The organism is Stenotrophomonas sp. SMYL41 (assembly GCF_036319965.1).
GTDB classification, from domain to species: domain Bacteria; phylum Pseudomonadota; class Gammaproteobacteria; order Xanthomonadales; family Xanthomonadaceae; genus Stenotrophomonas; species Stenotrophomonas maltophilia_R.
On sequence record NZ_JAWIRX010000004.1, the window covers coordinates 136,425 to 157,119 of the forward strand.

Below are 20,695 nucleotides of genomic sequence, written 5' to 3' on the forward strand. Positions count from 1 at the left end.
GAGGGCCAACCCCGGCGCGCTGCGGTGCGCCGGTTCCTTTTCACTGAAACCTGCAGGAATGCCGTGGACCGCTCGCCCGCAACCGCCAGCCCCCGCACCTTCTTCTCCAACCCGCGCTGGAGCGTGCTGTCACGCTCGCTGGCGGCGATCTTCGGCGGCTACGCGCTGGCCTCGGTAACCAGCGTGTTCTGCGCAGTGGCCCTGCCCGGTGCGCGCGGGCAGACCGTGCTGACCGGGATGCTGCTGGCGATCCTGGTGGCCGCCTGCGCGCCGCTGTGGGCGTTCGCCACCCGCAGTGCGCTGCGTGCGTGGGTCGGCATCCTCGCGCCCACCCTGCTGATGGCAGTCGTCGCGCGCATGCTGGGGGCCTGGGCATGAAGAACGGATTCCGCCAGTCGATGGCCTGGCTGCACACCTGGACCGGCCTGCTGGTCGGCTGGCTGCTGCTGCTGATCTTCATGGCTGGCACGGCCAGCTACTACCGCGAGGAAATCAGCCGCTGGATGCGCCCGGAGCTGCCCTCCAGCAACGTCAGCATCGATGTCGCCGCGCAGCGCGCGGTGGACTACCTGCAGGCCAACGCCGCGCAGGCCGAGAACTGGTTCGTCACCCTGCCGCAGCCGCGCAACCCGGCCATGCAGATGTTCTGGCGGCTGCCACCGGAGCTGGCCGACCCCAGCCGTGGCCGCCGCGGTGGTTTTGGTGATGCCACGCTGGACCCCAACACCGGCCAGGCACTGAAGGCACGCGAAACGCGTGGCGGTGATTTCTTCTACCGCCTGCACTTCGACCTGCACTACATCCCGGTGCTGTGGGCACGCTACCTGGTGGGGTTCTGCGCGATGTTCATGCTGGTGGCGATCATCACCGGCGTCATCACCCACAAGAAAATCTTCAAGGACTTCTTCACCTTCCGCAAGGACAAGGGCCTGCGGTCCTGGCTCGACTTCCACAACGTCAGTGCGGTGATGGCCCTGCCCTACCACGCGATGATCACCTATACCGGCATCGTCACCCTGATGATCATGTACCTGCCGTGGGGCGTGAAGGTCGCCTATCCGCAGGACGAGGACAAGTTCTTCAGCGAAGCCTTCGGCGGCATGCCGGAAGTGACCGCGCCGGCCGAAGGCCGCGCCACGCCGCTGCCGATCGCGCAATTGCTGGACAGCGCCCGCGCCCACTGGCACGGCGTGGAAGTGGCCGGCTTCACCGTGTCCAACCCGGGCGCGGCCAATGCGGTGATCGACATCCGCCAGCGCGACGGCAAGCGCCTGTCCACCGACACCCCGGCGCTGCGCTACGACATGGTCAACGGCACGTTGCTGGGGGAAACGCCCCCGTCCGGCGGCGCCACCGCCACCCGTGGCGTGCTGTACGGCCTGCACCTGGCGCGCTTCGCCGACTGGGGCCTGCGCGCACTGTTCTTCCTGTCCGGCCTGGTCGGCTGCCTGATGGTGGCCAGCGGCGTGGTGCTGTGGGCAGTGAAGGAACGGCCCAAGCATGCCAAGAGCGGCCGCATCGGCTTCGGCCTGCGGCTGGTCGACGCGCTGAACATCGGCACCGTGGCTGGCCTGCCGATTGCCTTTGCCGCCTACTTCTGGGGCAACCGCCTGCTGCCGCTGGACATTGCCGAGCGCTCGAGTGCGGAAGCCAACGTGTTCTTCTACGCTTGGGGCGGTGCGCTGCTGGCCGCCTTCATCTGGCCGAAGCGGATGATGTGGGCCTGGCAGCTGTACCTGGGCGCGGCCGCGTTCGCGCTGGTGCCGGTGGTCAATGCGCTGACCACGCAGGCCCACCTTGGCGTCACCCTGCGCAACGGCGACTGGGTGCTGGCCGGCGTCGATCTGTCGATGATCGCGTTCGGTGCGATGCTGGCGCTGTGCGGTTGGCGCATGCAGCGCTGGACGCCACCGCTGTCTGCGGCCGAGAAGAAGAAGCGTGCCGCCGCAGCGACTGCACCCAAGGCCCCGGTGGACGCTGCGGAAACCGCCGAAGCGGAGGCCAGCGCATGATGCTGCTGGCATTGACCCTTTCGTTCTCTGCGTTCACCGCGTTGTCGCTGGCGATGGAAAAGCACCAGCACGACCTGCACGGCAAGGCTGCAGCCTCGTCGGCACGACGCATGCAGTGGCGGGTACTGGGCTGGGCCTTGCTGACGGTGGCGTTCGCACTATGCGTGGTCGACCACGGCTGGGCGATGGGCCCGGTGCTGTGGCTGGGCACGATGACGCTGGGTGGCGTGGTGCTGTCGTTCGGGTTGTACCCGTACCGGCCAAAGTGGATCGCATCGCTGGCGATCGCGCTGCCCGTGGCCGGGCTGCTGGCGGCGTTGGTGTAGCAGAGCCATCGGGGTCGGATCCCTTGCGCACAGCGCAAGGGCTCTGCCCCCTGGTACGTAGATCCGGATGGGGTCAGAGCCCCTGCGCTTCGCGCAAGGGATCCGACCCCGGGCATCGGCTCAACCCAACCGCTTCAGTTCCCACGCGCGGTGGATACGCGCATTGCGCTCGAAGTCCGGACCAATCGTGCGCGCGGTGATCTCGCGGCACTGGGCGAACTCGGCAATGGCGTTTTCTTCCAGCTTGAAGCGGCGGAAGTTGTTGGAGAAGTACAGCACGCCGCCCGGCGCCAGGCGCGCCACCGCCGCACGCAGCAGCTTCAGCTGCTCGCGCTGCACGTCGAAGTCATCGGCGCGTGCGGAGTTGGAGAAGGTCGGCGGGTCACAGAAGATCACGTCGTACTGGCCACGGTCGCCTTCCAGCCACGCCATCGCATCGGCCTGTACCAGCAGGTGCTGGCTTCCGCCCTGCCCGTTCAGCGCCAGGTTGTCGTAGCACCACTGCAGGTAGGTCGCCGACAGGTCGACGCTGGTGGTGCTGGCGGCTCCGGCCACCGCGGCCTGCACGCTGGCCACGCCGGTATAGCAGAACAGGTTGAGGAAGCGCTTGCCACGCACCTGCTCGGCCATCATCCGGCGCAGCGGGCGGTGGTCGAGGAACAGGCCGGTGTCCAGGTAGTCGAACAGATTCACCTGCAGCAGCGCGTTGTTCTCACGCACCACGATGAATTCGTCACGCTGTTCAAAGCGGCCGTACTTGCTGCCACCCTTGCCGCGCTCGCGCGACTTCATCGAGACCTGCTCCGGCGGCACGCCGAACACTTCGCGCGCTGCCGCCAGCAGCTCGTTGCGGCGGCGGCGCACGTCGTTCTCGGGAATCGCCGCCGGTGCGGCGTATTCCTGCACGTGCAGGAAGGTACGGCGCTTGCCACCGTCTTCCTCGTAGACATCGATGGCCGCCGCGTACTCCGGCAGATCGGCGTCGTAGGCGCGGAAGCAGGTGATGTCCTCGCGGGCACGCCAGCTCTTGAACTTCTTCAGGTTCTTGCGCAGGCGGTTGGCCACCATCTGCGCGCCTTCGCTCAGCTCCCGCGGCTGTGCCGGATCACGCCCCGGCACGGCGATCGGATCGCAGACGATCAGCGCGCATTCCAGCGCGCCGTTGAACATCTGGTACTTCTTGCCCGCGCGCAGGCCGGTGGCGAAGGCCAGCTCGTCGTTGCCGCACAGCAGGCTGGCACGCCACTGCGGCACGGCCTTCTGCAGGGCGTTGCCCAGCGCACGGTACAGCGCCGGGTCGGCGGCCAGGCGCTCGTCGTACGGTGGGTTGCAGACCACCGCACCGATCCCCTGCTCCGGCGCGGCCAGATCGGCCACATCGGCGCGGGTGAAGCGGATCGCATGGGCGACGCCCGCGACCTCAGCGTTCTCGCGCGCCGCCTGGATCGCGGTCGGGTCGATGTCGCTGCCGTGGATGACCGGCTTCAGCGCGGCCAGGCCCGCGGCCTCACGGTCACGCGCTTCGCTCTGGATGGTCTTCCAGGCGGCCCTGTCGAAGCCCAGCCAGCGGCTCGGCGGCAGGCTGCCATGGCGCATCAGGCCGGGAGCAACGTCGGCGGCCATCAGCGCGCCTTCGATCAGCAGCGTGCCGCTGCCGCACATCGGGTCCAGCAGGCCACCACCGGCGGCGTGCAGGCGCGGCCACTGAGCGCGCAGCAGCAACGCGGCGGCCAGGTTTTCCTTCAGCGGTGCCTCGTGGGCGGCCCCGCGCCAGCCACGGCGATGCAGCGGGCCGCCGCCGAGGTCGATCGACAGCGAGGCACGACCCTTGCGCAGCGACAGGTTGACGCGCACATCCGGCAGGTCGGTGTTGACCGACGGCCGCTCCAGGCCCTCGTCGCGCATGCGGTCGACGATGGCGTCCTTGATCCGCTGCGCGGCGAAGCGGGCGTGGGTGATCTTGTCGCCGGACACGTGCGCGTCCACCGCCAGGGTCATCTCCGGCTTGATGTGCTCGTGCCACGGCAGCGCACGCACGCCGTCATACAGGGCCTGCTCGTCCGGGCATTCGAACTCGTCGATCGGCCACAGCACGCGGCTGGCCAGGCGCGACCACATCACGATCCGCAGCGCCTGCTCCAGTTCGCCCTCGGCGTTGACGCCGGCAATGGTGGCAGTGGCCTTGCCAAGGCCCAGGGCCGACAGTTCATCGGCAAGCAGGTATTCCAGGCCCTTGGCGCAGGAGACGAAGAATTTCACGGGATCGGTTCGCAGGTGGTCGGGCGCGGCACAGGGGCCGGGCCAGTCGGAAAGGAGGGCCGTAGTCACGGCCGGCAGGCCCGCGCCGGGGGCGGCGGGGCTGCCATTGTAGTCAATGCGGGCGGGCGCGCCGTGCGCCCGGGCTTCACAGCTGGCGCAGCAGGCGCTCGAAGGCCTGCGCGGAGGCCTCCACGTGGCGCTCCAGGCGGTGGCCATCGTCGACCAGCAGCAGCTGTGCCGAACGCGCCTGCGCCCAGGCGATCACCCCGGCGGCCGGCACTACGTCGTCATGCCAGGCCTGCACCACCGTGGTCGGCACCGCGGCGGCATCCAGCGCCGGCATCGGTCCCATGGTGGTCGGCGGCACCATCAGGAACAGGCCGGCCACCGGCACCTGCAGCGAGGCGATGGCCGAGATGTAGGCGCCCAGGCTGGAGCCCGCCAGCACCACCGGGCCCTGCTGTGCCGCGATGGCGGTGCGCTCGACCAGGCGGCGCAGGCGGGTCGGTACGTCGCCTACGCGGCTGACCTCGCTCATCGCGTCCAGGTCGGTGTAGTCCGGGCGCTCGTGGGTCCAGCCCAGCCGTTGCGCCACATCCGCCAGTGCGGTGACCTTGGTCGCTTCCGGGCCGCTCTCGAAGCCATGCGACAGGATGCAGTGGCCGCGGCTCATGCACGTGCTCCGTGCGAGCGGGCCAACGAGGAAAAGGGAGGCAGGTTCATGCCGCAATGCTAGCATCGCCGGATGCCCAACCCGCTCCTGCCCGGCCTGCAGCTGCAGCCCCTGCCTTACGAAGACCGCCTGCCGCTGCGCGACCCGGCCACGCTGGAGATGGTGGTGATCCACTGCACCGAGCTGCCCGATCTGGCGATGGCCCGCGATTACGGCGAGCGCGTGCTGTACGACAGCGGTGCCGGCAACAGCGGCCACTTCTACATCGACCGCGATGGCAGCGTAGTGCAGTACGTGGCACCGGAACGCGTGGCCCACCACGTGCGCGGCATGAACGCACATACGCTGGGAATCGAGCTGGTCAACACCGGGCGCTACCCGCACTGGTTCGACAGCCGCCAGCAGGCGATGGACGAGCCCTATACCGAAGCACAGCTGCAGGCGCTGGAGCAGCTGTTGCTGGCGCTGGTAGCGCGCTACCCGTCGCTGCGGCGGATTGCCGGGCACGACCAGCTGGACCTGGAGCAGGTGCCAGCCAGCGACGACGCGGCACTGAGGGTGGCGCGCAAGCGCGATCCGGGGCCGCTGTTCCCGTGGGCGCGGATCCTGGCGAGGGTGCCGCTGCAGGGGTTGGAGTAAGCGGCAGGGCGGCGCCCTGCACCTGCAGAAGCCGAAGCCAGAGCAACAGCAGACGCTGACCTCCTGAGGGGAGGCGGGGTGGATCCGGTTGCGGGGGACGCTGCAAGTACGTCCATGTAAGCTCGGTCGCCGCATCCATGCGGCTCACGCCCCCGCAACCGGACCCACCCCGCCTTCGACAGATTCCCGCTGCTGTTGGTGGGTGCCGACCGTTGGTCGGCACGGGATCGAATCGATCAGAATGGGCTTTTGTAGAGTCGAGCCGCGCTCGACTGCTCTTTGCGTGCGAATCGGGCACAAGGGGGTCAGAGCCGTTTCCCACTGGGAAACGGGTCCGACCCCACGCGGCTCAGGTGCCAGTGGCGACCGGGCGGCTGCTGTCGCTCACCCAGCCGCTCCACGAATCGGCGTAGATGCGCGCGCCGGACAGGCCCGCCGTTTCCATCGCCAGCAGCAGGTGGCAGGCGGTCACGCCCGAACCACACATCAGCACCACCTGCTGCGGATCACGATTGCCGATCACGCCCTGCAGTTCGGCGCGCAGCTCCTGTGGGTCGCGCAGGTGGCCGTCGAGCACGTTCAATGCGAACGGGCGGTTGACCGCGCCCGGTACGTGGCCGGCGACCGGATCCAGCGGCTCGACGTCGCCGCGGAAGCGTTCGCCCGCACGTGCATCGACCAGCCAACCCGGCGCGTGCTTCAGCCGGGCGGTGATTTCATCGGCATTGGCGATCTGGGTAGTATCGAAACGGCCCGGGTAAGCCGGCAGTGCGGTCACTTCGCCCTGGCCGGTGGCCAGGGTGTGACCGGCGGCCTGCCAGGCGGCGATGCCACCATCGAGCACAGCCACCTTGGCATGCCCGATCAGGCGCAGCAGCCACCACAGGCGCGAGGCGGCCATGCTGCCGTCACTGCCGTCGTAGACCACAACCTGGGTGTCGGGACCGATGCCCCACGTGCCGAGCTTGGCGGCGAACGCATCGCTGTCCGGCAGCGGGTGCCGGCCATGTCCGACGCGGCCCAGATCGGACAGGTCGCGGTTGAGATCGGCATGCACCGCGCCCGGAACATGCCCTGCCAGATACTGGCCACCGGCAGCCTGCGGATCGGCCAGCGAAGCACGGGCATCGACCACGCGCAGGGCGGTGCTGGCGGTAGCACGTGCGTCGACGACACGTACGCCTTCACCCAATGCAGCAGCCAGGCTGGCGACATCGACCAGAGTGGTCCACGGCGGATCGATCGGCTTCATTGCACTTGCTCCAGGCGGCGACGCAGGTTGTAGAGGATGGCGGCAGTTGCGCCCCAGATACGCTGGCCTGGCCAGCCATATTCGAGGACGTGGCGGACGCGGCCGCGATGATTGATTTCGACCTGGTGCAGGTTGTCGGCCGCCATCAGGTACGCCAACGGCACCTCGAACACTTCGGCCACTTCGCTGGGCTGCGGCACCGGTATGAAATCCGGATCGACCACCGCCACCACCGGCGTGACCCGGTAGCCGGTGATCGTCACGAAGGGATCGAGATACCCCAGCGGCTGCACCTGGCCGGGCGCCAACGCGATTTCTTCCTGGCTCTCGCGCAGTGCGGCCGCCAGTGCATCGCGGTCATCGGGTTCGGTACGGCCGCCGGGGAATCCCACCTGCCCACCATGGGTGCGCAGGGTTTCCGTGCGACGGGTGAGGATCACCTGTGCGCCGTTGGCGCGCGGCACGATGCCGGCCAGCACCGCAGCTTCCACGGGGGGACCGGGCGGCAGCAGGTCGATCAGCTCACTGCGGTTCCAGCCGTCGCCGGCCGGCGGTTGGGCCAGTGGGTGCAGTGCACGCATCAGTCGCTGGTGGTCGGCCAGTGAGCCACGCAGTGATTGCTGCAGTTGTTCGCGCAGGGGCTGCGCGCGATGCAGGATGCGGCTGCGTTCCTCGTTGCTCATCGACGACCACCGCGCGATCTCATCGATATGCCGCCCGCAGCCTGTGCATTGCCGGTGCGGATCCAGCGTGCACACTCCGATGCAGGGACTTGCGACAACACGCGCCGTTTCTTCCATTGTTTGCACCCGGCAACAGTAGCGCGATCGGACTGAATCTGCGCGCGATGAGGTGGCGCGCAGCGCACCGCGCAAACAAAAACGCGCCGGTGGGGTCACCGGCGCGTTTCGTCTGCTGCTTCGATTTACTTGACGCTGACCAGCTTGATCTCGAACTGCACAGCCACGTTCGGCGGGAACGGGGTGCGCGGGTCGGCACCGTAGGCCTGGTCCGGCGGCAGGGTGACTTCCCACTTCGAGCCTGCCGGCATCTGCAGCAGGGTCTCGCGCATGGCCTTCATTTCGACTTCGCTGACCTTGATCGACGGGATCTGCTGGGCCGGGCGGGCTTCGGTCGGGCGCTGGCCGTACGGGAACGGACCGGCCACTTCCAGCTGCACGGTGCTGGCCTGGGTCGGCTTGGCACCCTTGCCGGCTTCGATCACGCGGTACTGGACGCCGCTCGGCAGGGACTGCACGCCGGCCTTGGCCTTGTTCGCCGCGATGAACTGATCGCTCTTGGTCTTGTTTTCGGCAGCAGCCTTTTCGTACTCGGCCTTGGCAGCCTGGGCACGGCCCTGCTCGCGCTTCTGGAAGGCTTCAACAGCCGGCTTCAGCTGCTCGGCGGTGATCGCCGGCTGCTTCTTGGCGTAGGCATCCTGCAGGCCCTTCACCACCGAGTTGATGTCCAGCTGCTCACCACGACCGGTCAGCTCCGCCAGGTTGTTACCGTAGTCGTAACCGAAGTAGTAGCTCAGCTTGCCCTTTTCGGACGAAACGTCCTGGGCGAAGGCATTGCCCGTCAGGGCCAGGGCCGCGACGGCGACCGCGATAGAACGCAACTTCATCAAACAGTTCTCCAGGGGTGGTAACTCAGGGACGTTCTGCGCCGCCCTGAGGCGACGGGTTAGGATAACGGGCGCAACGTGTAACCGCTACTCACGATGCAGGCTATGACCCGTCTGCGTTTGCAGAGTTCAATATCACTTTTTTTTAACGTTCCAGGAGTTTTCCCGTGGCCGATGCCCTGATCGCTGTCGCCGACGACGGCGCCATCCGCACCGTGACCGTCCAGCGCCCGGACAAGCTCAATGCCCTCAACGCCGCGACCCTGCAGGCCCTGGCCGAGGCGTTCAGCGCGGCTGCCACCGACCCGGAGGTGCGCGTGGTGGTGTTGACCGGCGCCGGCCCCAAGGCCTTCGTGGCCGGTGCCGACATCGCCGAAATGAACACACTCAGCGCGGTTCAGGGACGTGATTTCTCGCTGCTGGGGCAGGCCCTGATGCGCCAGATCGAACGCATGCCCAAGCCGGTCATCGCCCGCGTGAACGGATTCGCGCTGGGCGGCGGCCTGGAACTGGCGATGGCCTGCCACCTGCGCATTGCCGCCGATACCGCCAGGGTCGGTCAGCCGGAGATCAACCTGGGGCTGATTCCCGGCTTCGGCGGCAGCCAGCGGCTGCTGCGCCTGTGCGGTCGCGCCGCGACCCTTGAGCTGTGCCTGCTGGGTGCGCCGATCGACGCCGCGCGCGCACTGGAACTGGGCATCGTCAACGAAGTGGTGCCGGCCGACGCACTGGACGCGCGCGTCCAGGACCTCGCCCGCCAGCTGGCTCGCTCGGCCCCCTTGGCCCTGCGGGGCCTGCTCGATGCGGTGCACGTGGGCGGCGAATGCAGCCTCGAGGCCGGGCTGGAATACGAAAGTGCGCAGTTCGGCCTGCTGTTCGCCACCGAGGACATGCGCGAAGGCACCAGCGCCTTCCTGCAGCGCCGCCCGCCGGCGTTCCAGAACCGCTGACGCCATGGCATCCCGACCCAACCCCGCGCAGCTCTTCGCCCGGGTCCAGGCAGACGATCTCGATGGCGCCCTGCAGGCCGGGCTGATGGACTACGTCGTCCGTGCCGGCGACGAACAGCTGCTGCCCGGCCACCCGGACCTTCCGCAACGCCTGCAGCAGGCGCAGCAGCAGCTGCATGCCGCCTGGGCTGCACGCGAACGCTACCGCGCCCGTGCGGTGCGCCTGGCCCGCCGCGAGGCCGAGCGCGATGCGCGGCGCACCCCGGCTCCGGCACCCGACGTGAAACCCGCCCTGCCCGCCGCAGCGGCCGCGATCCTCGCCCGGGCCAAGGCCCGCGCCAGCGGCAAGGAGTCGTAATGGCCACCACGAAGAAGACCGCACGCGCCCCGGCGCGGCGTGCCGGCGCGATGCCGCGTGCCGACGTGGTGGAGATGTTCACCCGCCTGCGCGAACTCAACCCGCACCCGAAGACCGAACTGGAATACAGTTCGCCGTTCGAACTGCTGGTGGCGGTGGCACTGTCGGCGCAGGCCACCGACGTCGGCGTCAACAAGGCCACCCGCCGCCTCTTCCCGGTGGCCAACACGCCGGCAACGATCCTTGCACTCGGCGAAGAAGGGCTGAAGCAGTACATCTCCACCATCGGCCTGTTCAACGCCAAGGCAAAGAACGTGATCGCCACCTGCGCGATCCTGCTGGAAAAGCATGGCGGCGAAGTACCGCGGGATCGCGATGAGCTGGAAGCGCTGCCGGGCGTGGGCCGCAAGACCGCCAACGTGGTGCTCAACACCGCGTTCGGCGAGCCGGTGATGGCGGTGGACACGCACATCTTCCGCGTCGCCAACCGCACCGGGCTGGCCCCTGGAAAGAACGTGCGCGAGGTCGAGGATCGGCTGGTCAAGGCGATTCCGGCCGAATTCCTTCTCGATGCGCACCACTGGCTGATCCTGCACGGGCGCTACGTGTGCAAGGCCCGCAAGCCCGATTGCCCGGGATGCGTGATTGCCGATCTGTGCCGGTTCAAGGAAAAAACCGTGGCGTAGCCCGCCGGTCGAGGATCGGAGAAAACATCCACGGATGGCGCGGATGTACTGCAATCCGTGCGCAACGGCAGCGTCACATGCAAGCGTTTACATCAGCGGGCCCTGCCGTGACGGGGCCTGCGGCGGAGTGCGCTCGTGCGCGAACTGTCACATTTACGCAATCTTCACGATCTAGCCTGCGCGCATCTTCCCACCTGCCTGCAAGGCTCCTCTCCATGAAACTGCATCACCAACTCCTGACGGTCGCCGTGGCTGCTGCGCTGTATGTGCCGGCTGCACACGCCGAAGTCGCCATCGACGTGATCGGCGGTTCGGAAATCACCTTCGAAGGCCTGGTCCAGGCCGACGGTAACTGGTTCGACAACGACCTGACCGACCTCAACGGTGGCGACGCCGGCAACGGCAAGAACAGCGAATTCGAACTGCGTCGCGCCGAGCTGGTGCTGAAGGGCAAGGGCCCGGGCAACGTGGAATGGGTGGTCGGCTATGACGCCAAGGCCGACAAGTTCCTCGACACCAACGTGAAGTACAAGCTGCTGGGCAACGCCAACCACTTCATCCAGGTCGGCCAGTTCAAGCAGCCCAACAGCCTGGAAGAGCTGTCCAGCACCAAGAACAACGACTTCATTTCCAAGGCCGCTGTCACCAACACCTACGCCGTGGCCCGCCGCCTCGGCGGCGCCTACAGTTATGGCCAGGACAACTGGTCGATCACGGCCAGCGCCTTCGGCCGCGAACTGACCCGCAACCTGGCCCATGGCAGCGGCTACGGCGCGCGTGGCACCTTCGCCCCGATCAACGAGAAGGGCCAGGTCCTGCACTTCGGCCTGAGCTACGTCGACTACGACACCGACGCGGACACCCTGCGCGTGCGCGCCCGCCCGAACGCCGACCTGGCCACCGCGCGCCTGGTCGATGGCGGCAACATGACCGACACCGACCGCGTCAGCACCATCGGCGCCGAAGCGATGTACTTCCAGGGCCCGTTCAAGGCCCAGGCCGAGTACTACACCAGCAAGGCCAAGCGTTACGCCCATGACAACTACACCAGCGACGGTTATTACGTCAGCGGCGTGTGGAATGTCACCGGCGAAACCTGGAGCTACAAGGGCGGCACCCCGGGCACCGGCCTACCGAACAACCCGGCCGGCGGCCAGTGGCAGCTGGGCGTGCGCTACGACCACATGGATCTGAACGACGGCAACCTCGCCGCCAACCCGGTGGCCGGTCGTCCGCCGATCGTCGATGGCGTGCTGGGCGGCAAGATGGACATCTGGACCGTCGGTGCCAACTGGTACTGGCGCTCGAACTTCAAGCTGATGCTCAACTACGTGATGGTCGACAGCAAGAAGTACAGCTCCTCGGCCCGCGGCTTCGTCAACGACGACCCGAACATCCTGGAAGCCCGCGCGCAGTTCTTCTGGTAAGACCAGCCGCCTGCGTTCGACCGCGAAGGCACGGCTCCGGCCGTGCCTTCTTCGTCGCAACGTTGCCCGCGCCGCCGCGGGCTGCAGCACGGCATACAGCCCGCAGCGCCCTTCATGACGCGTGTCACATCCGCGTCATATGACAGACGCGGGCGTGTCACGCAACCGTTATGGAATGTGCACCGAAACGTCGGGCAACCGCCCCTCGACCACCACCCCAGGAGTCTCTCCCGTGATCCACGCCTTCAAGTCGCGCGCCGCTGTCGCCATCCTGGCCGCATCGTCCGTGTTCGCCGCCAATGCCGCCGATATCACCGGCGCGGGCGCCTCGTTCATCTATCCGGTCATGTCCAAGTGGTCGGCCGACTACAGCACCGCGACCGGCAAGAAGGTCAACTACCAGTCGATCGGTTCCGGCGGTGGCATTGCGCAGATCAAGGCCAAGACGGTTGATTTCGGCTCCTCCGACGCGCCGTTGAAGCCGGAAGACCTGGCCGCCTCGGGCCTGGCACAGTTCCCGTCGGTGATCGGTGGCGTGGTGCCGGTGGTCAACGTGGCCGGCATCGCCCCGGGCGCGCTGAAGCTCGATGGCGCCGTGCTGGCCAATATCTTCCTGGGCAAGATCAAGACCTGGAACGACCCGGCCATCGCCGCGCTGAACCCCGGCCTGACCCTGCCGAACGCCAAGGTCACCGTCGTGCACCGTTCGGACGGTTCGGGCACCACCTTCAACTTCGTCAACTACCTGTCCAAGGTCAGCCCGGAGTGGAAGAGCTCGGTCGGTGAAGGCACCTCGGTGCAGTGGCCGGCCGGCATCGGCGGCAAGGGCAATGAAGGCGTTGCCGCGTACGTGAAGCAGATCAAGGGCGGCATCGGCTACGTTGAACTGTCCTACGCGCTGCAGAACAAGCTCTCGTACACCGCGATGAAGAATGCCGCCGGCAAGTTCGTGCAGCCGAGCGACACTTCGTTCGCCGCCGCGGCCGCCAGCGCCGACTGGGCCAACGCCAAGGATTTCTACCTGGTGATGACCAACGCCCCGGGCGCTGAATCCTGGCCGATCACCGCCACCAACTTCATCCTGGTGCAGAAGGCCCCGAAGAACGCCGCCAACGGCAAGGCGACCCAGGAGTTCTTCCGCTGGGTCTACAAGAACGGTGACGCGCAGGCCCGCCAGCTGGACTACGTGCCGCTGCCGGACAGCCTGGTGCGCCAGATCGAAACGTACTGGACCCAGAACCTGAAGTAAGCGCGTTCCCCCGCAGGAACGGGATCGGCGGGTCCTCTCTCCCCCGCCGATCCCACCCGGGCGCGAGATCCTCGAGATCTCGCGCTCTTCTTGTTTTTGGGGGTTGGTCGTGAAGAGCGCTGCGCCTTCGCTGATCCGTGGGGGAGTCGGTGGGGTCATGAAAGGCATGCGCAAAGGCAAGAGCGTTTGTAGAGCCCCGGCCGTCATATCGGTGCGCAGATCCGGGGCCTCCGGGGGTCTCCCGGATCCCGGCCAACCCCGTGAAACCCTTGTCAGAACGTGATCCAGTACACCTCTGTCATGGGCGTAATACGGCTGTAACAAAAACATCATTTCATAGCCGCATCCGCCGACGACGTCGGCTCTACCCCGCTATGGAGTGACCATGAAACTGCACTCGGCCGGCCTTGCCGCCCTTTCCCTGGCCATCGCCCTGGGCCTGTCGGCCTGCGGTGGCGACAAGCAGGCCGCGCAGCAGCCGGCTGCCGACGGTGCCGCCGCCCCGGCCGCTGCCGGTGCCAAGGTGACCGCCGAAGTGTCCGGCGCCGGCGCTTCCTTCATCTTCCCGCTGGTGTCCAAGTGGTCGGCTGACTACAACGCCAGCACCGGCGCCAAGATCAACTACCAGTCGATCGGCTCCGGCGGCGGCATCGCCCAGATCAAGGCCGGCACCGTCGACTTCGGTTCCTCCGACAAGCCGCTGAGCAGCGAAGAGCTGGTCCAGGCCGGCCTGGCCCAGTTCCCGTCGGCCATCGGCGGCGTGGTGCCGGTGGTCAACATTGAAGGCCTGGAAGCCGGCAAGCTGCGCCTGAGCGGCGCCCTGCTGGCCGACATCTTCCTGGGCAAGGTCAAGACCTGGAACGATCCGGCCATCGTCGCTGCCAACCCGGGCGTGAAGCTGCCGGACGGCAAGATCACCCTGGTCCACCGTTCGGACGGTTCGGGCACCACCTTCAACTTCTCCAACTACCTGTCCAAGGTCAGCCCGGAATGGAAGAGCAAGGTCGGCGAAGGCACCTCGGTGCAGTGGCCGGACGGCGTCGGTGGCAAGGGCAATGAAGGCGTTGCTTCGTACGTGAAGCAGATCAAGGGCTCGATCGGCTACGTCGAACTGGCCTACGCACTGCAGAACGGCATGCCGTACACCGCCATGCAGAACGCGGCCGGCAACTGGGTCGAGCCGAGCGCGGAAACCTTCGCCGCTGCAGCTGCCAGCGCCGACTGGGCCAGCGCCAAGGACTTCAACCTGGTCATCACCAACGCCCCGGGCGAGCAGGCGTGGCCGATCACCGCCACCAACTTCATGCTGATGCAGAAGCAGCCGAAGGACGCCAAGCGCAACCAGGACACCCTGGCCTTCTTCAAGTGGGCCTTCGAGAACGGCCAGGCCCAGGCCAACGAGCTGCACTACGTGCCGCTGCCGGCCGAACTGGTCAAGCAGATCGAGGCCTACTGGGCGACCGACCTGAAGTGATGGATACGACGGTGCCCGCCCCGCGCGGGCACCGCCTCTTCCACGCCGTACCGCCCCGCCCCTTCCTGGCCCCGCCGTCCCCATGAATGCCATCGCCCAGCCTGTAGCCGCCTCGTCCACGCGTGATGCGCGTGATGCCCGCAACGACAAACTGTTCCGATGGGTGCTGGTCGGCACCGTCATCTTCGTCCTGATCGCCCTGGCCTGCGCCGCGCTGTCGATGCTGTGGGGCGGCCGCCATGCCCTGCAGATGCAGGGCCTGAGCTTCTTCTTCTCCGCCGACTGGAATCCGGTCGAAAACAAGTTCGGTGCCCTCGCCCCGATCTACGGCACCCTGGTCACTGCGATCATCGCGATGGTCATCGCCGTGCCGGTCAGCTTCGGCATCGCCTTCTTCCTCACCGAAGTCGCGCCGCGCTGGCTGCGTGGCCCGATCGGTACCGCCATCGAACTGCTGGCCGGCATCCCCTCGATCATCTACGGCATGTGGGGCCTGTTCGTGCTGGTGCCGGTGATGACCGAGTACGTCACCCCGTTCCTCAACGAGACGCTGGGCGAATGGCCGGTCATCGGCCCGCTGTTCCAGGGCCCGCCGCTGGGCATCGGCATGCTTACCGCCGGTTTCGTGCTGGCCATCATGGTCATTCCGTTCATCTCTTCGGTGATGCGCGAAGTGTTCCTGACCGTACCGACCCGCCTGAAGGAATCGGCCTACGCGCTCGGCTCCACCAAGTGGGAAGTGAGTTGGGACATCGTCCTGCCCTACACCCGTTCTGCGGTGATCGGCGGCATCTTCCTCGGCCTTGGCCGCGCCCTGGGCGAGACGATGGCGGTGGCCTTCGTGATCGGCAACAGCGTGCGCCTGTCGCCGTCGCTGCTGGAACCGGGCACCACCATCGCCGCGCTGATCGCCAACGATTTCGGCGAAGCCACTGAAACCTACCGCTCGGCCCTGCTGCTGCTCGGCTTCGTCCTCTTCATCGTCACCTTCGTGGTGCTGGCCATCGCCCGCCTGATGCTGATGCGCCTGTCCCGCAAGGAGGGCAACTGATGTCCACCACCGCTGATTCGCTGTACCTGCGCCGTCGCATCGGCAACGTCGTTGCGATCACCGCCTCCTGTGCCACCGCCTTGTTCGGCCTGTTCTTCCTCGGCTGGATCCTGTTCACCCTGGCCTCCAAGGGCCTGGCCGGCATCAACCTGGACCTGTTCACCAAGATGACACCGCCGCCGATGCAGGAAGGCGGCCTGGCCAACGCCTTCTTCGGTAGCGCGGTGATGTGCGCGCTGGCGATCGGCATCGGCACGCCGCTGGGCGTGCTGGCCGGCACCTGGCTGGCCGAGTATGGCAACGCCCGCAAAGCCGGCACCGTGGTCCGCTTCGTCAACGACATCCTGCTGTCGGCCCCGTCGATCGTGCTCGGGCTGTTCGTCTACACCCTGTACGTGATGCAGACCGGCGGCAACTTCTCGGCGTTCGCCGGTGCCCTGTCGCTGGCCTTCATCGTACTGCCGGTGGTGGTGCGCACCACCGACGAGATGCTGCGCCTGGTGCCTTCGCAGATGCGCGAAGCGGCGCTGTCGCTGGGCATCCCGCAGTGGAAGGTGATCGTGCAGGTGCTGTACCGCAGTGCGTCGGCCGGCATCATCACCGGCATCCTGCTGGCCCTGGCGCGCATCTCCGGCGAGACCGCACCGTTGCTGTTCACTGCCTTCGGCAACCAGTACTGGAACAACAACATCTTCCAGCCGATGGCTTCGGTGCCGGTGGTGATGAACCAGTTCGCCGGAAGCCCGTACGAATCCTGGCAGGTGCTGGCCTGGGCCGGTGCCCTGGTGCTGACTGTCTTCGTGTTGCTGGTCAGCCTTGCCGCCCGCGGCATCCTGCTGCGCAACCGTATCTCCCATGACTGACCTTTCCGTGGATAACGCCATGAACGACCTTTCCAACGCCGTGCCGATGCAGCGCATCGCCGTGCCGTCCTCGCACGAGAGCCTGCACACGCCGTCGCCGGTGAAGCTGGCTGCGCGTGGACTGGACTTCTACTACGACAAGTTCCATGCCCTGAAGGGCATCAACCTGGAAATCCCGGAAAAGCGCGTGACCGCGCTGATCGGTCCCTCCGGTTGCGGCAAGTCGACCCTGCTGCGCATCTTCAACCGCATCTACGCGCTGTACCCGAAGCTGGAAGCGCGCGGTGAGGTGCTGCTGGACGGCGAGAACATCCTGTCGCCGAAGTACCCGATGAACCGCCTGCGCAGCAAGGTCGGCATGGTGTTCCAGAAGCCGGTGCCGTTCCCGATGACCATCTTCGAGAACGTGGCCTACGGCATCCGCCACCACGAGAAGCTGAGCAAGGCCGACATGGCCGACCGCGTCGAGCAGGCGCTGCGCCAGGGCGCGCTGTGGGACGAAGTGAAGGACAAGCTGGGGCAGAGCGCACTGGGCCTGTCCGGCGGCCAGCAGCAGCGCCTGTGCATCGCCCGTGCCGTGGCCCTGCGCCCGTCGGTGCTGCTGCTGGACGAACCGACCTCGGCGCTGGACCCGATCTCGACCAGCCGCATCGAGCAGCTGGTGGAAGAGCTCAAGCACGAGTACACCATCGTGATCGTCACCCACAACATGCAGCAGGCCGCCCGCGTGTCCGACTACACCGCCTTCATGTACCTGGGCGACCTGATCGAGCACGACCGCACCGAAGTGATCTTCTCGCAGCCGTCGCAGCGGCAGACCGAGGACTACATCACCGGCCGCTTCGGCTGATCGACGCCGTCCCTTCGCCACATGTCCCAGCCAGGCATGGCCTGGCTCTACCCGGATTGCAGACCATGAATCTTCCCAACGACCACATCGTCAAGAGCTACGACGAAGAGCAGCAGCGCCTGGTGGCCGAAATCGTGCGCATGGGCGAAATGGCCGTCGCCCAGCTCGAAGCGGCGATGGACGTGATCGAGAAGCGCGACGAGAACGCTGCCCATCGCATCATCGCCAACGACGAAGCGATCGATGCGCTGGAACAGCAGATCAGCCACGACGTGATGCGGCTGGCGCTGCGTGGCCCGATGGCGCGCGACCTGCGCGAAATCCTGGCCGGCCTGCGCATTCCGGCCGACATCGAGCGTATCGGTGACTATGCCGCCAACGTCGCCAAGCGCTCGATCGCGCTGGGCAAGGTGCCGCCACTGCCGCAGATCCAGGGCCTGCGTGCACTGGGCCGCCTGGCCGCGCAGCAGGTCCGCCGTGCCATTGCCGCCTACCGCGACAACGACGCCGACGCCGCACTGGAACTGCGTGAGGACGACGCCCGCCTGGACGCGCAGTACACCGCGCTGTTCCGCGAGCTGCTGACCTACATGATGGAAGACCCGCGCAACATCACTCCGTGCACGCACCTGCTGTTCATGGCCAAGAACCTGGAGCGCGTGGGCGACCATGCCACCAACATCGCCGAGAACGTGTGGTTCCTGGTGCACGGAGAGCAGCCGCTGCCGCCGCGTGAAAAGCGCGACGAGACCTCCAGCACCGGCCAGGTCTGACGCTGCACTGCAACACCGGAGACGACTCCAAGGTGGCCGCTGTCCTGGTGACAGCGGCCTTCTTTTTTTGGGGTATGCCACCCGGATTGTGGGCGCCGGGCTTGCCCGGTGCGAACCTGCCGGATGCTTCTGTAACAAATCTCACGAAAATTTGAGTACTTGGCGAGGATTCGTTGAGTAGGATCGCTGCACCATCGATTCACCCCGGGCACCTGCCCACCACCCAGGAGCAATACCGATGAGCAGTTCCAACAAGACGCTGTCCCTGCTGACCGCTACCGCCCTGGCCGCCGGCCTGGGCATGACCGCCAGTGCCTCGGCCTTCAGCATGAGCGACCTCGCCCAGGGCTATCTGGTCGCCGGCCAGGCGGCAAAAGCTGCCGATGCCAAGCACGCCGAAGGCAAGTGTGGTGCCGACGGCAAGAGCGCCGAGGGCAAGTGCGGTGGTGACAAGGGCAAGGCTGCCGAGGGCAAGTGTGGCGAAGGCAAGTGTGGCGCCGACAAGGGCAAGGCTGCGACGGGCGCTGCCGCCGGTGCCAAGGCCGGCGACAAGAAGTCGGCCGAAGGCAAGTGCGGCGAAGGCAAGTGCGGTGGCAAGCACTGACGTCCGCGCCAGCGCCGTCCACCCGCGGCCGCCGCTTCGCGCGGCGGCCGCCGGGTTGGGCCTGCGCAGGGCGCTGCTGCAGGATCTGCGTGACGCTCCGGCAGGCGACTTCGATTTCCTCGAATGTGCACCGGAGAACTGGATCCACGTCGGTGGTCCCGCCGGTGACGCGCTGGCCGAACTGGCGCAGCGTCATCCGTTGAACTGCCACGGCCTGTCGCTGTCGCTGGGCGGCAGCGCACCACTGGATACCCAGCTGCTTGAGCAGGTCGGCCAGTTCCTCGAGAAGCACCGCGTGCCGCTGTACAGTGAACACCTGAGCTACTGCAGCGACGACGGCCACCTGTACGACCTGCTGCCGATTCCGTTCACCGACGAAGCGGTGCGCCACACCGCGGCACGCATCGCCCGCGTGCAGGACCTGCTCGGCCGCCGTATCGCGGTGGAAAACGTGTCCTATTACCTGGCGCCGGATCCGGCGATGGACGAGCTGGCGTTCACCAATGCGGTGCTCGCCGAGGCCGACTGCGACCTGCTGCTGGACGTCAACAACGTCTACGTCAACGCCTGCAACCACGGCTACGATGCCGACAGCTTCATCGCCGGCCTGCCTGCACAGCGCATCGTCTGCCTGCACGTGGCTGGGCACCTGGACGAAGCTCCGGACCTGAAGATCGATACCCATGGCAGCGCGGTGATCGATCCGGTCTGGGAGCTGCTGGCGCGAACCTATGCACGCATCGGCCCACGCCCGACCCTGCTCGAACGTGACTTCAATTTTCCGCCCTATGCAGAACTGCAGGGCGAGCTGCAGACCATCCGCCGCCTGCAGGCCACGCATGCCGGAGCTGCGCATGGCTGATGCCGCCGATACCCTGCGCGCGCAGCAGCACGCATTCACCGCGCACCTGCGCGATCCGCAAGCGGTGCCGGCACCAGCCGGCCTGGATCCACGCCGGCTGGCGGTGTACCAGCACCTGCTGTTCAACAACCTGCTGGGGCTCCTGAGCAACGGTTTTCCGGTCTGCGTTCGCCTTCTCGGCGAACCGGCATGGAGCGCGCTCGTGCGCCACTACTTCGCCACCCATCACTGCCAGACTCCCCTGTTCACCGAGCTGGCCGCCGAGTTCGTGCAATGGCTGCAGGTACAGCCGCAGCTGCCGCACCCGGCGCTGGCCGAACTGGCCCACTACGAGTGGGTGGAAACCGCGCTGTATCAGTTGCAGGCCGAGCGGCTGCCTGCGCCGGGTGATGTCGATCCGCTGCGCGTACGACTGCAGCGCTCGCCGTTGGCGTGGCCGCTGCTGTATCAGTGGCCGGTGCATCGGCTGGGTGCCGAGGATGCGCCGACGCAGCCGCCCACCGAACCGACCGGCCTGCTGGTCCGCCGCGAAGCCGATGGCGAAGTGCGCTTCGCTACGCTCAGCCCGTTGGCGGTGTACCTGCTGTCCAGCATCGGCGAACAGCCTGGGCTGGAAGGTCATGCCTACCTGCAACGACTCGCCACCACGTATGGCCTGGCCGTCGATGCGCTGGCCGGACCCGGTGCCGCGCTGCTGCGGCAATTCCTGCAGGCCGGCGTGATCGGGCCGCTCACAGCCCCTCCCTGACACCTCTTTCGC

The 20,695-nt window shown here is 67.1% G+C and carries 22 protein-coding genes; 17 read left to right on the forward strand and 5 right to left on the reverse strand.

The window, feature by feature from the left end; translation table 11 throughout:
* Positions 1–63: 63 nt before the first annotated feature.
* Genes V3B30_RS06495 through V3B30_RS06505 form a run of 3 tightly spaced genes read left to right on the forward strand, consistent with a single transcriptional unit; the run spans position 64 to position 2,338 of the window.
* On the forward strand, positions 64–378 hold the full coding sequence (locus tag V3B30_RS06495; protein WP_262084478.1) for a DUF3649 domain-containing protein: 315 nt from the start codon (positions 64–66) through the stop codon (positions 376–378).
* Positions 375–2,012 carry a PepSY-associated TM helix domain-containing protein gene (locus tag V3B30_RS06500; RefSeq protein WP_262084479.1) on the forward strand — a complete coding sequence of 546 codons (1,638 nt, stop codon included), beginning with the start codon at positions 375–377 and terminating at the stop codon, positions 2,010–2,012. Before V3B30_RS06495 ends, V3B30_RS06500 begins: the two co-directional genes overlap by 4 nt.
* On the forward strand, positions 2,009–2,338 hold the full coding sequence (locus tag V3B30_RS06505) for a DUF3325 domain-containing protein (protein ID WP_100471800.1): 330 nt from the start codon (positions 2,009–2,011) through the stop codon (positions 2,336–2,338). Before V3B30_RS06500 ends, V3B30_RS06505 begins: the two co-directional genes overlap by 4 nt.
* Positions 2,339–2,458: 120 nt before the next feature.
* Here V3B30_RS06505 and rlmKL read toward each other — a convergent pair whose 3' ends face one another.
* Entirely contained in the window at positions 2,459–4,597 is a 2,139-nt protein-coding gene (gene rlmKL / locus V3B30_RS06510; protein ID WP_262084480.1) for a bifunctional 23S rRNA (guanine(2069)-N(7))-methyltransferase RlmK/23S rRNA (guanine(2445)-N(2))-methyltransferase RlmL, read from the reverse strand.
* A 145-nt stretch (positions 4,598–4,742) separates the two neighbouring features.
* Positions 4,743–5,270: an alpha/beta hydrolase gene (locus tag V3B30_RS06515; RefSeq protein WP_049431244.1), complete on the reverse strand. Its 528-nt coding sequence runs from the start codon at positions 5,268–5,270 to the stop codon at positions 4,743–4,745.
* Between the two features lie 72 nt (positions 5,271–5,342).
* On the opposite strand from V3B30_RS06515, the gene V3B30_RS06520 reads away from it, so the two are divergent.
* Positions 5,343–5,909, forward strand: a complete 567-nt coding sequence (locus V3B30_RS06520; RefSeq protein WP_262084481.1) for an N-acetylmuramoyl-L-alanine amidase — start codon at positions 5,343–5,345, stop codon at positions 5,907–5,909.
* 349 nt (positions 5,910–6,258) lie between these two features.
* On the opposite strand, the gene V3B30_RS06525 is transcribed toward V3B30_RS06520, so the two are convergent.
* The 3 genes from V3B30_RS06525 to V3B30_RS06535 all read right to left on the reverse strand — a co-directional run bounded on the left by V3B30_RS06525 (position 6,259) and on the right by V3B30_RS06535 (position 8,788).
* On the reverse strand, positions 6,259–7,161 hold the full coding sequence (locus V3B30_RS06525; protein WP_100471796.1) for a sulfurtransferase: 903 nt from the start codon (positions 7,159–7,161) through the stop codon (positions 6,259–6,261).
* Positions 7,158–7,961: a CoA pyrophosphatase gene (locus V3B30_RS06530; RefSeq protein WP_100471795.1), complete on the reverse strand. Its 804-nt coding sequence runs from the start codon at positions 7,959–7,961 to the stop codon at positions 7,158–7,160. The genes V3B30_RS06525 and V3B30_RS06530 overlap by 4 nt, the downstream gene beginning before the upstream one ends.
* Before the next feature lie 125 nt (positions 7,962–8,086).
* The gene (locus V3B30_RS06535; protein WP_005408797.1) at positions 8,087–8,788 is read right to left on the reverse strand and encodes an FKBP-type peptidyl-prolyl cis-trans isomerase N-terminal domain-containing protein; all 702 of its coding nucleotides are present in this window, start codon (positions 8,786–8,788) and stop codon (positions 8,087–8,089) included.
* 167 nt (positions 8,789–8,955) lie between these two features.
* Here V3B30_RS06535 and V3B30_RS06540 point away from each other — a divergent pair, with 167 nt between their 5' ends.
* The 13 genes from V3B30_RS06540 to V3B30_RS06600 all read left to right on the forward strand — a co-directional run bounded on the left by V3B30_RS06540 (position 8,956) and on the right by V3B30_RS06600 (position 20,683).
* The gene (locus tag V3B30_RS06540) at positions 8,956–9,738 is read left to right on the forward strand and encodes an enoyl-CoA hydratase-related protein (RefSeq protein ID WP_262084482.1); all 783 of its coding nucleotides are present in this window, start codon (positions 8,956–8,958) and stop codon (positions 9,736–9,738) included.
* A gap of 4 nt (positions 9,739–9,742) precedes the next feature.
* Positions 9,743–10,096, forward strand: a complete 354-nt coding sequence (locus tag V3B30_RS06545) for a hypothetical protein (RefSeq protein ID WP_100471793.1) — start codon at positions 9,743–9,745, stop codon at positions 10,094–10,096.
* Positions 10,096–10,782, forward strand: coding sequence for an endonuclease III (gene nth, locus V3B30_RS06550; protein WP_100471792.1), 687 nt, complete (start codon positions 10,096–10,098; stop codon positions 10,780–10,782). Before V3B30_RS06545 ends, nth begins: the two co-directional genes overlap by 1 nt.
* Before the next feature lie 215 nt (positions 10,783–10,997).
* A complete protein-coding gene (locus V3B30_RS06555) occupies positions 10,998–12,209 on the forward strand; it encodes an OprO/OprP family phosphate-selective porin (RefSeq protein WP_100471791.1) in 1,212 nt (403 codons plus the stop codon).
* Between the two features lie 232 nt (positions 12,210–12,441).
* Positions 12,442–13,458, forward strand: coding sequence for a phosphate ABC transporter substrate-binding protein PstS (pstS, locus tag V3B30_RS06560; RefSeq protein ID WP_100471790.1), 1,017 nt, complete (start codon positions 12,442–12,444; stop codon positions 13,456–13,458).
* Between the two features lie 385 nt (positions 13,459–13,843).
* A complete protein-coding gene (gene pstS, locus V3B30_RS06565; RefSeq protein WP_262084483.1) occupies positions 13,844–14,932 on the forward strand; it encodes a phosphate ABC transporter substrate-binding protein PstS in 1,089 nt (362 codons plus the stop codon).
* Positions 14,933–15,014: 82 nt separating this feature from the next.
* A complete protein-coding gene (gene pstC, locus V3B30_RS06570) occupies positions 15,015–15,983 on the forward strand; it encodes a phosphate ABC transporter permease subunit PstC (protein ID WP_100471788.1) in 969 nt (322 codons plus the stop codon).
* A complete protein-coding gene (gene pstA / locus V3B30_RS06575) occupies positions 15,983–16,846 on the forward strand; it encodes a phosphate ABC transporter permease PstA (RefSeq protein ID WP_006428262.1) in 864 nt (287 codons plus the stop codon). Before pstC ends, pstA begins: the two co-directional genes overlap by 1 nt.
* A 19-nt stretch (positions 16,847–16,865) precedes the next feature.
* Positions 16,866–17,696 carry a phosphate ABC transporter ATP-binding protein PstB gene (pstB, locus tag V3B30_RS06580; protein WP_005408788.1) on the forward strand — a complete coding sequence of 277 codons (831 nt, stop codon included), beginning with the start codon at positions 16,866–16,868 and terminating at the stop codon, positions 17,694–17,696.
* Positions 17,697–17,761: 65 nt separating this feature from the next.
* Entirely contained in the window at positions 17,762–18,469 is a 708-nt protein-coding gene (gene phoU / locus V3B30_RS06585) for a phosphate signaling complex protein PhoU (protein ID WP_262084484.1), read from the forward strand.
* Positions 18,470–18,707: 238 nt separating this feature from the next.
* Positions 18,708–19,073, forward strand: a complete 366-nt coding sequence (locus V3B30_RS06590; protein ID WP_262084485.1) for a hypothetical protein — start codon at positions 18,708–18,710, stop codon at positions 19,071–19,073.
* Positions 19,060–19,935, forward strand: coding sequence for a DUF692 domain-containing protein (locus tag V3B30_RS06595; RefSeq protein WP_100471786.1), 876 nt, complete (start codon positions 19,060–19,062; stop codon positions 19,933–19,935). Before V3B30_RS06590 ends, V3B30_RS06595 begins: the two co-directional genes overlap by 14 nt.
* The gene (locus tag V3B30_RS06600; protein ID WP_262084486.1) at positions 19,928–20,683 is read left to right on the forward strand and encodes a putative DNA-binding domain-containing protein; all 756 of its coding nucleotides are present in this window, start codon (positions 19,928–19,930) and stop codon (positions 20,681–20,683) included. The genes V3B30_RS06595 and V3B30_RS06600 overlap by 8 nt, the downstream gene beginning before the upstream one ends.
* Positions 20,684–20,695: the final 12 nt, after the last annotated feature.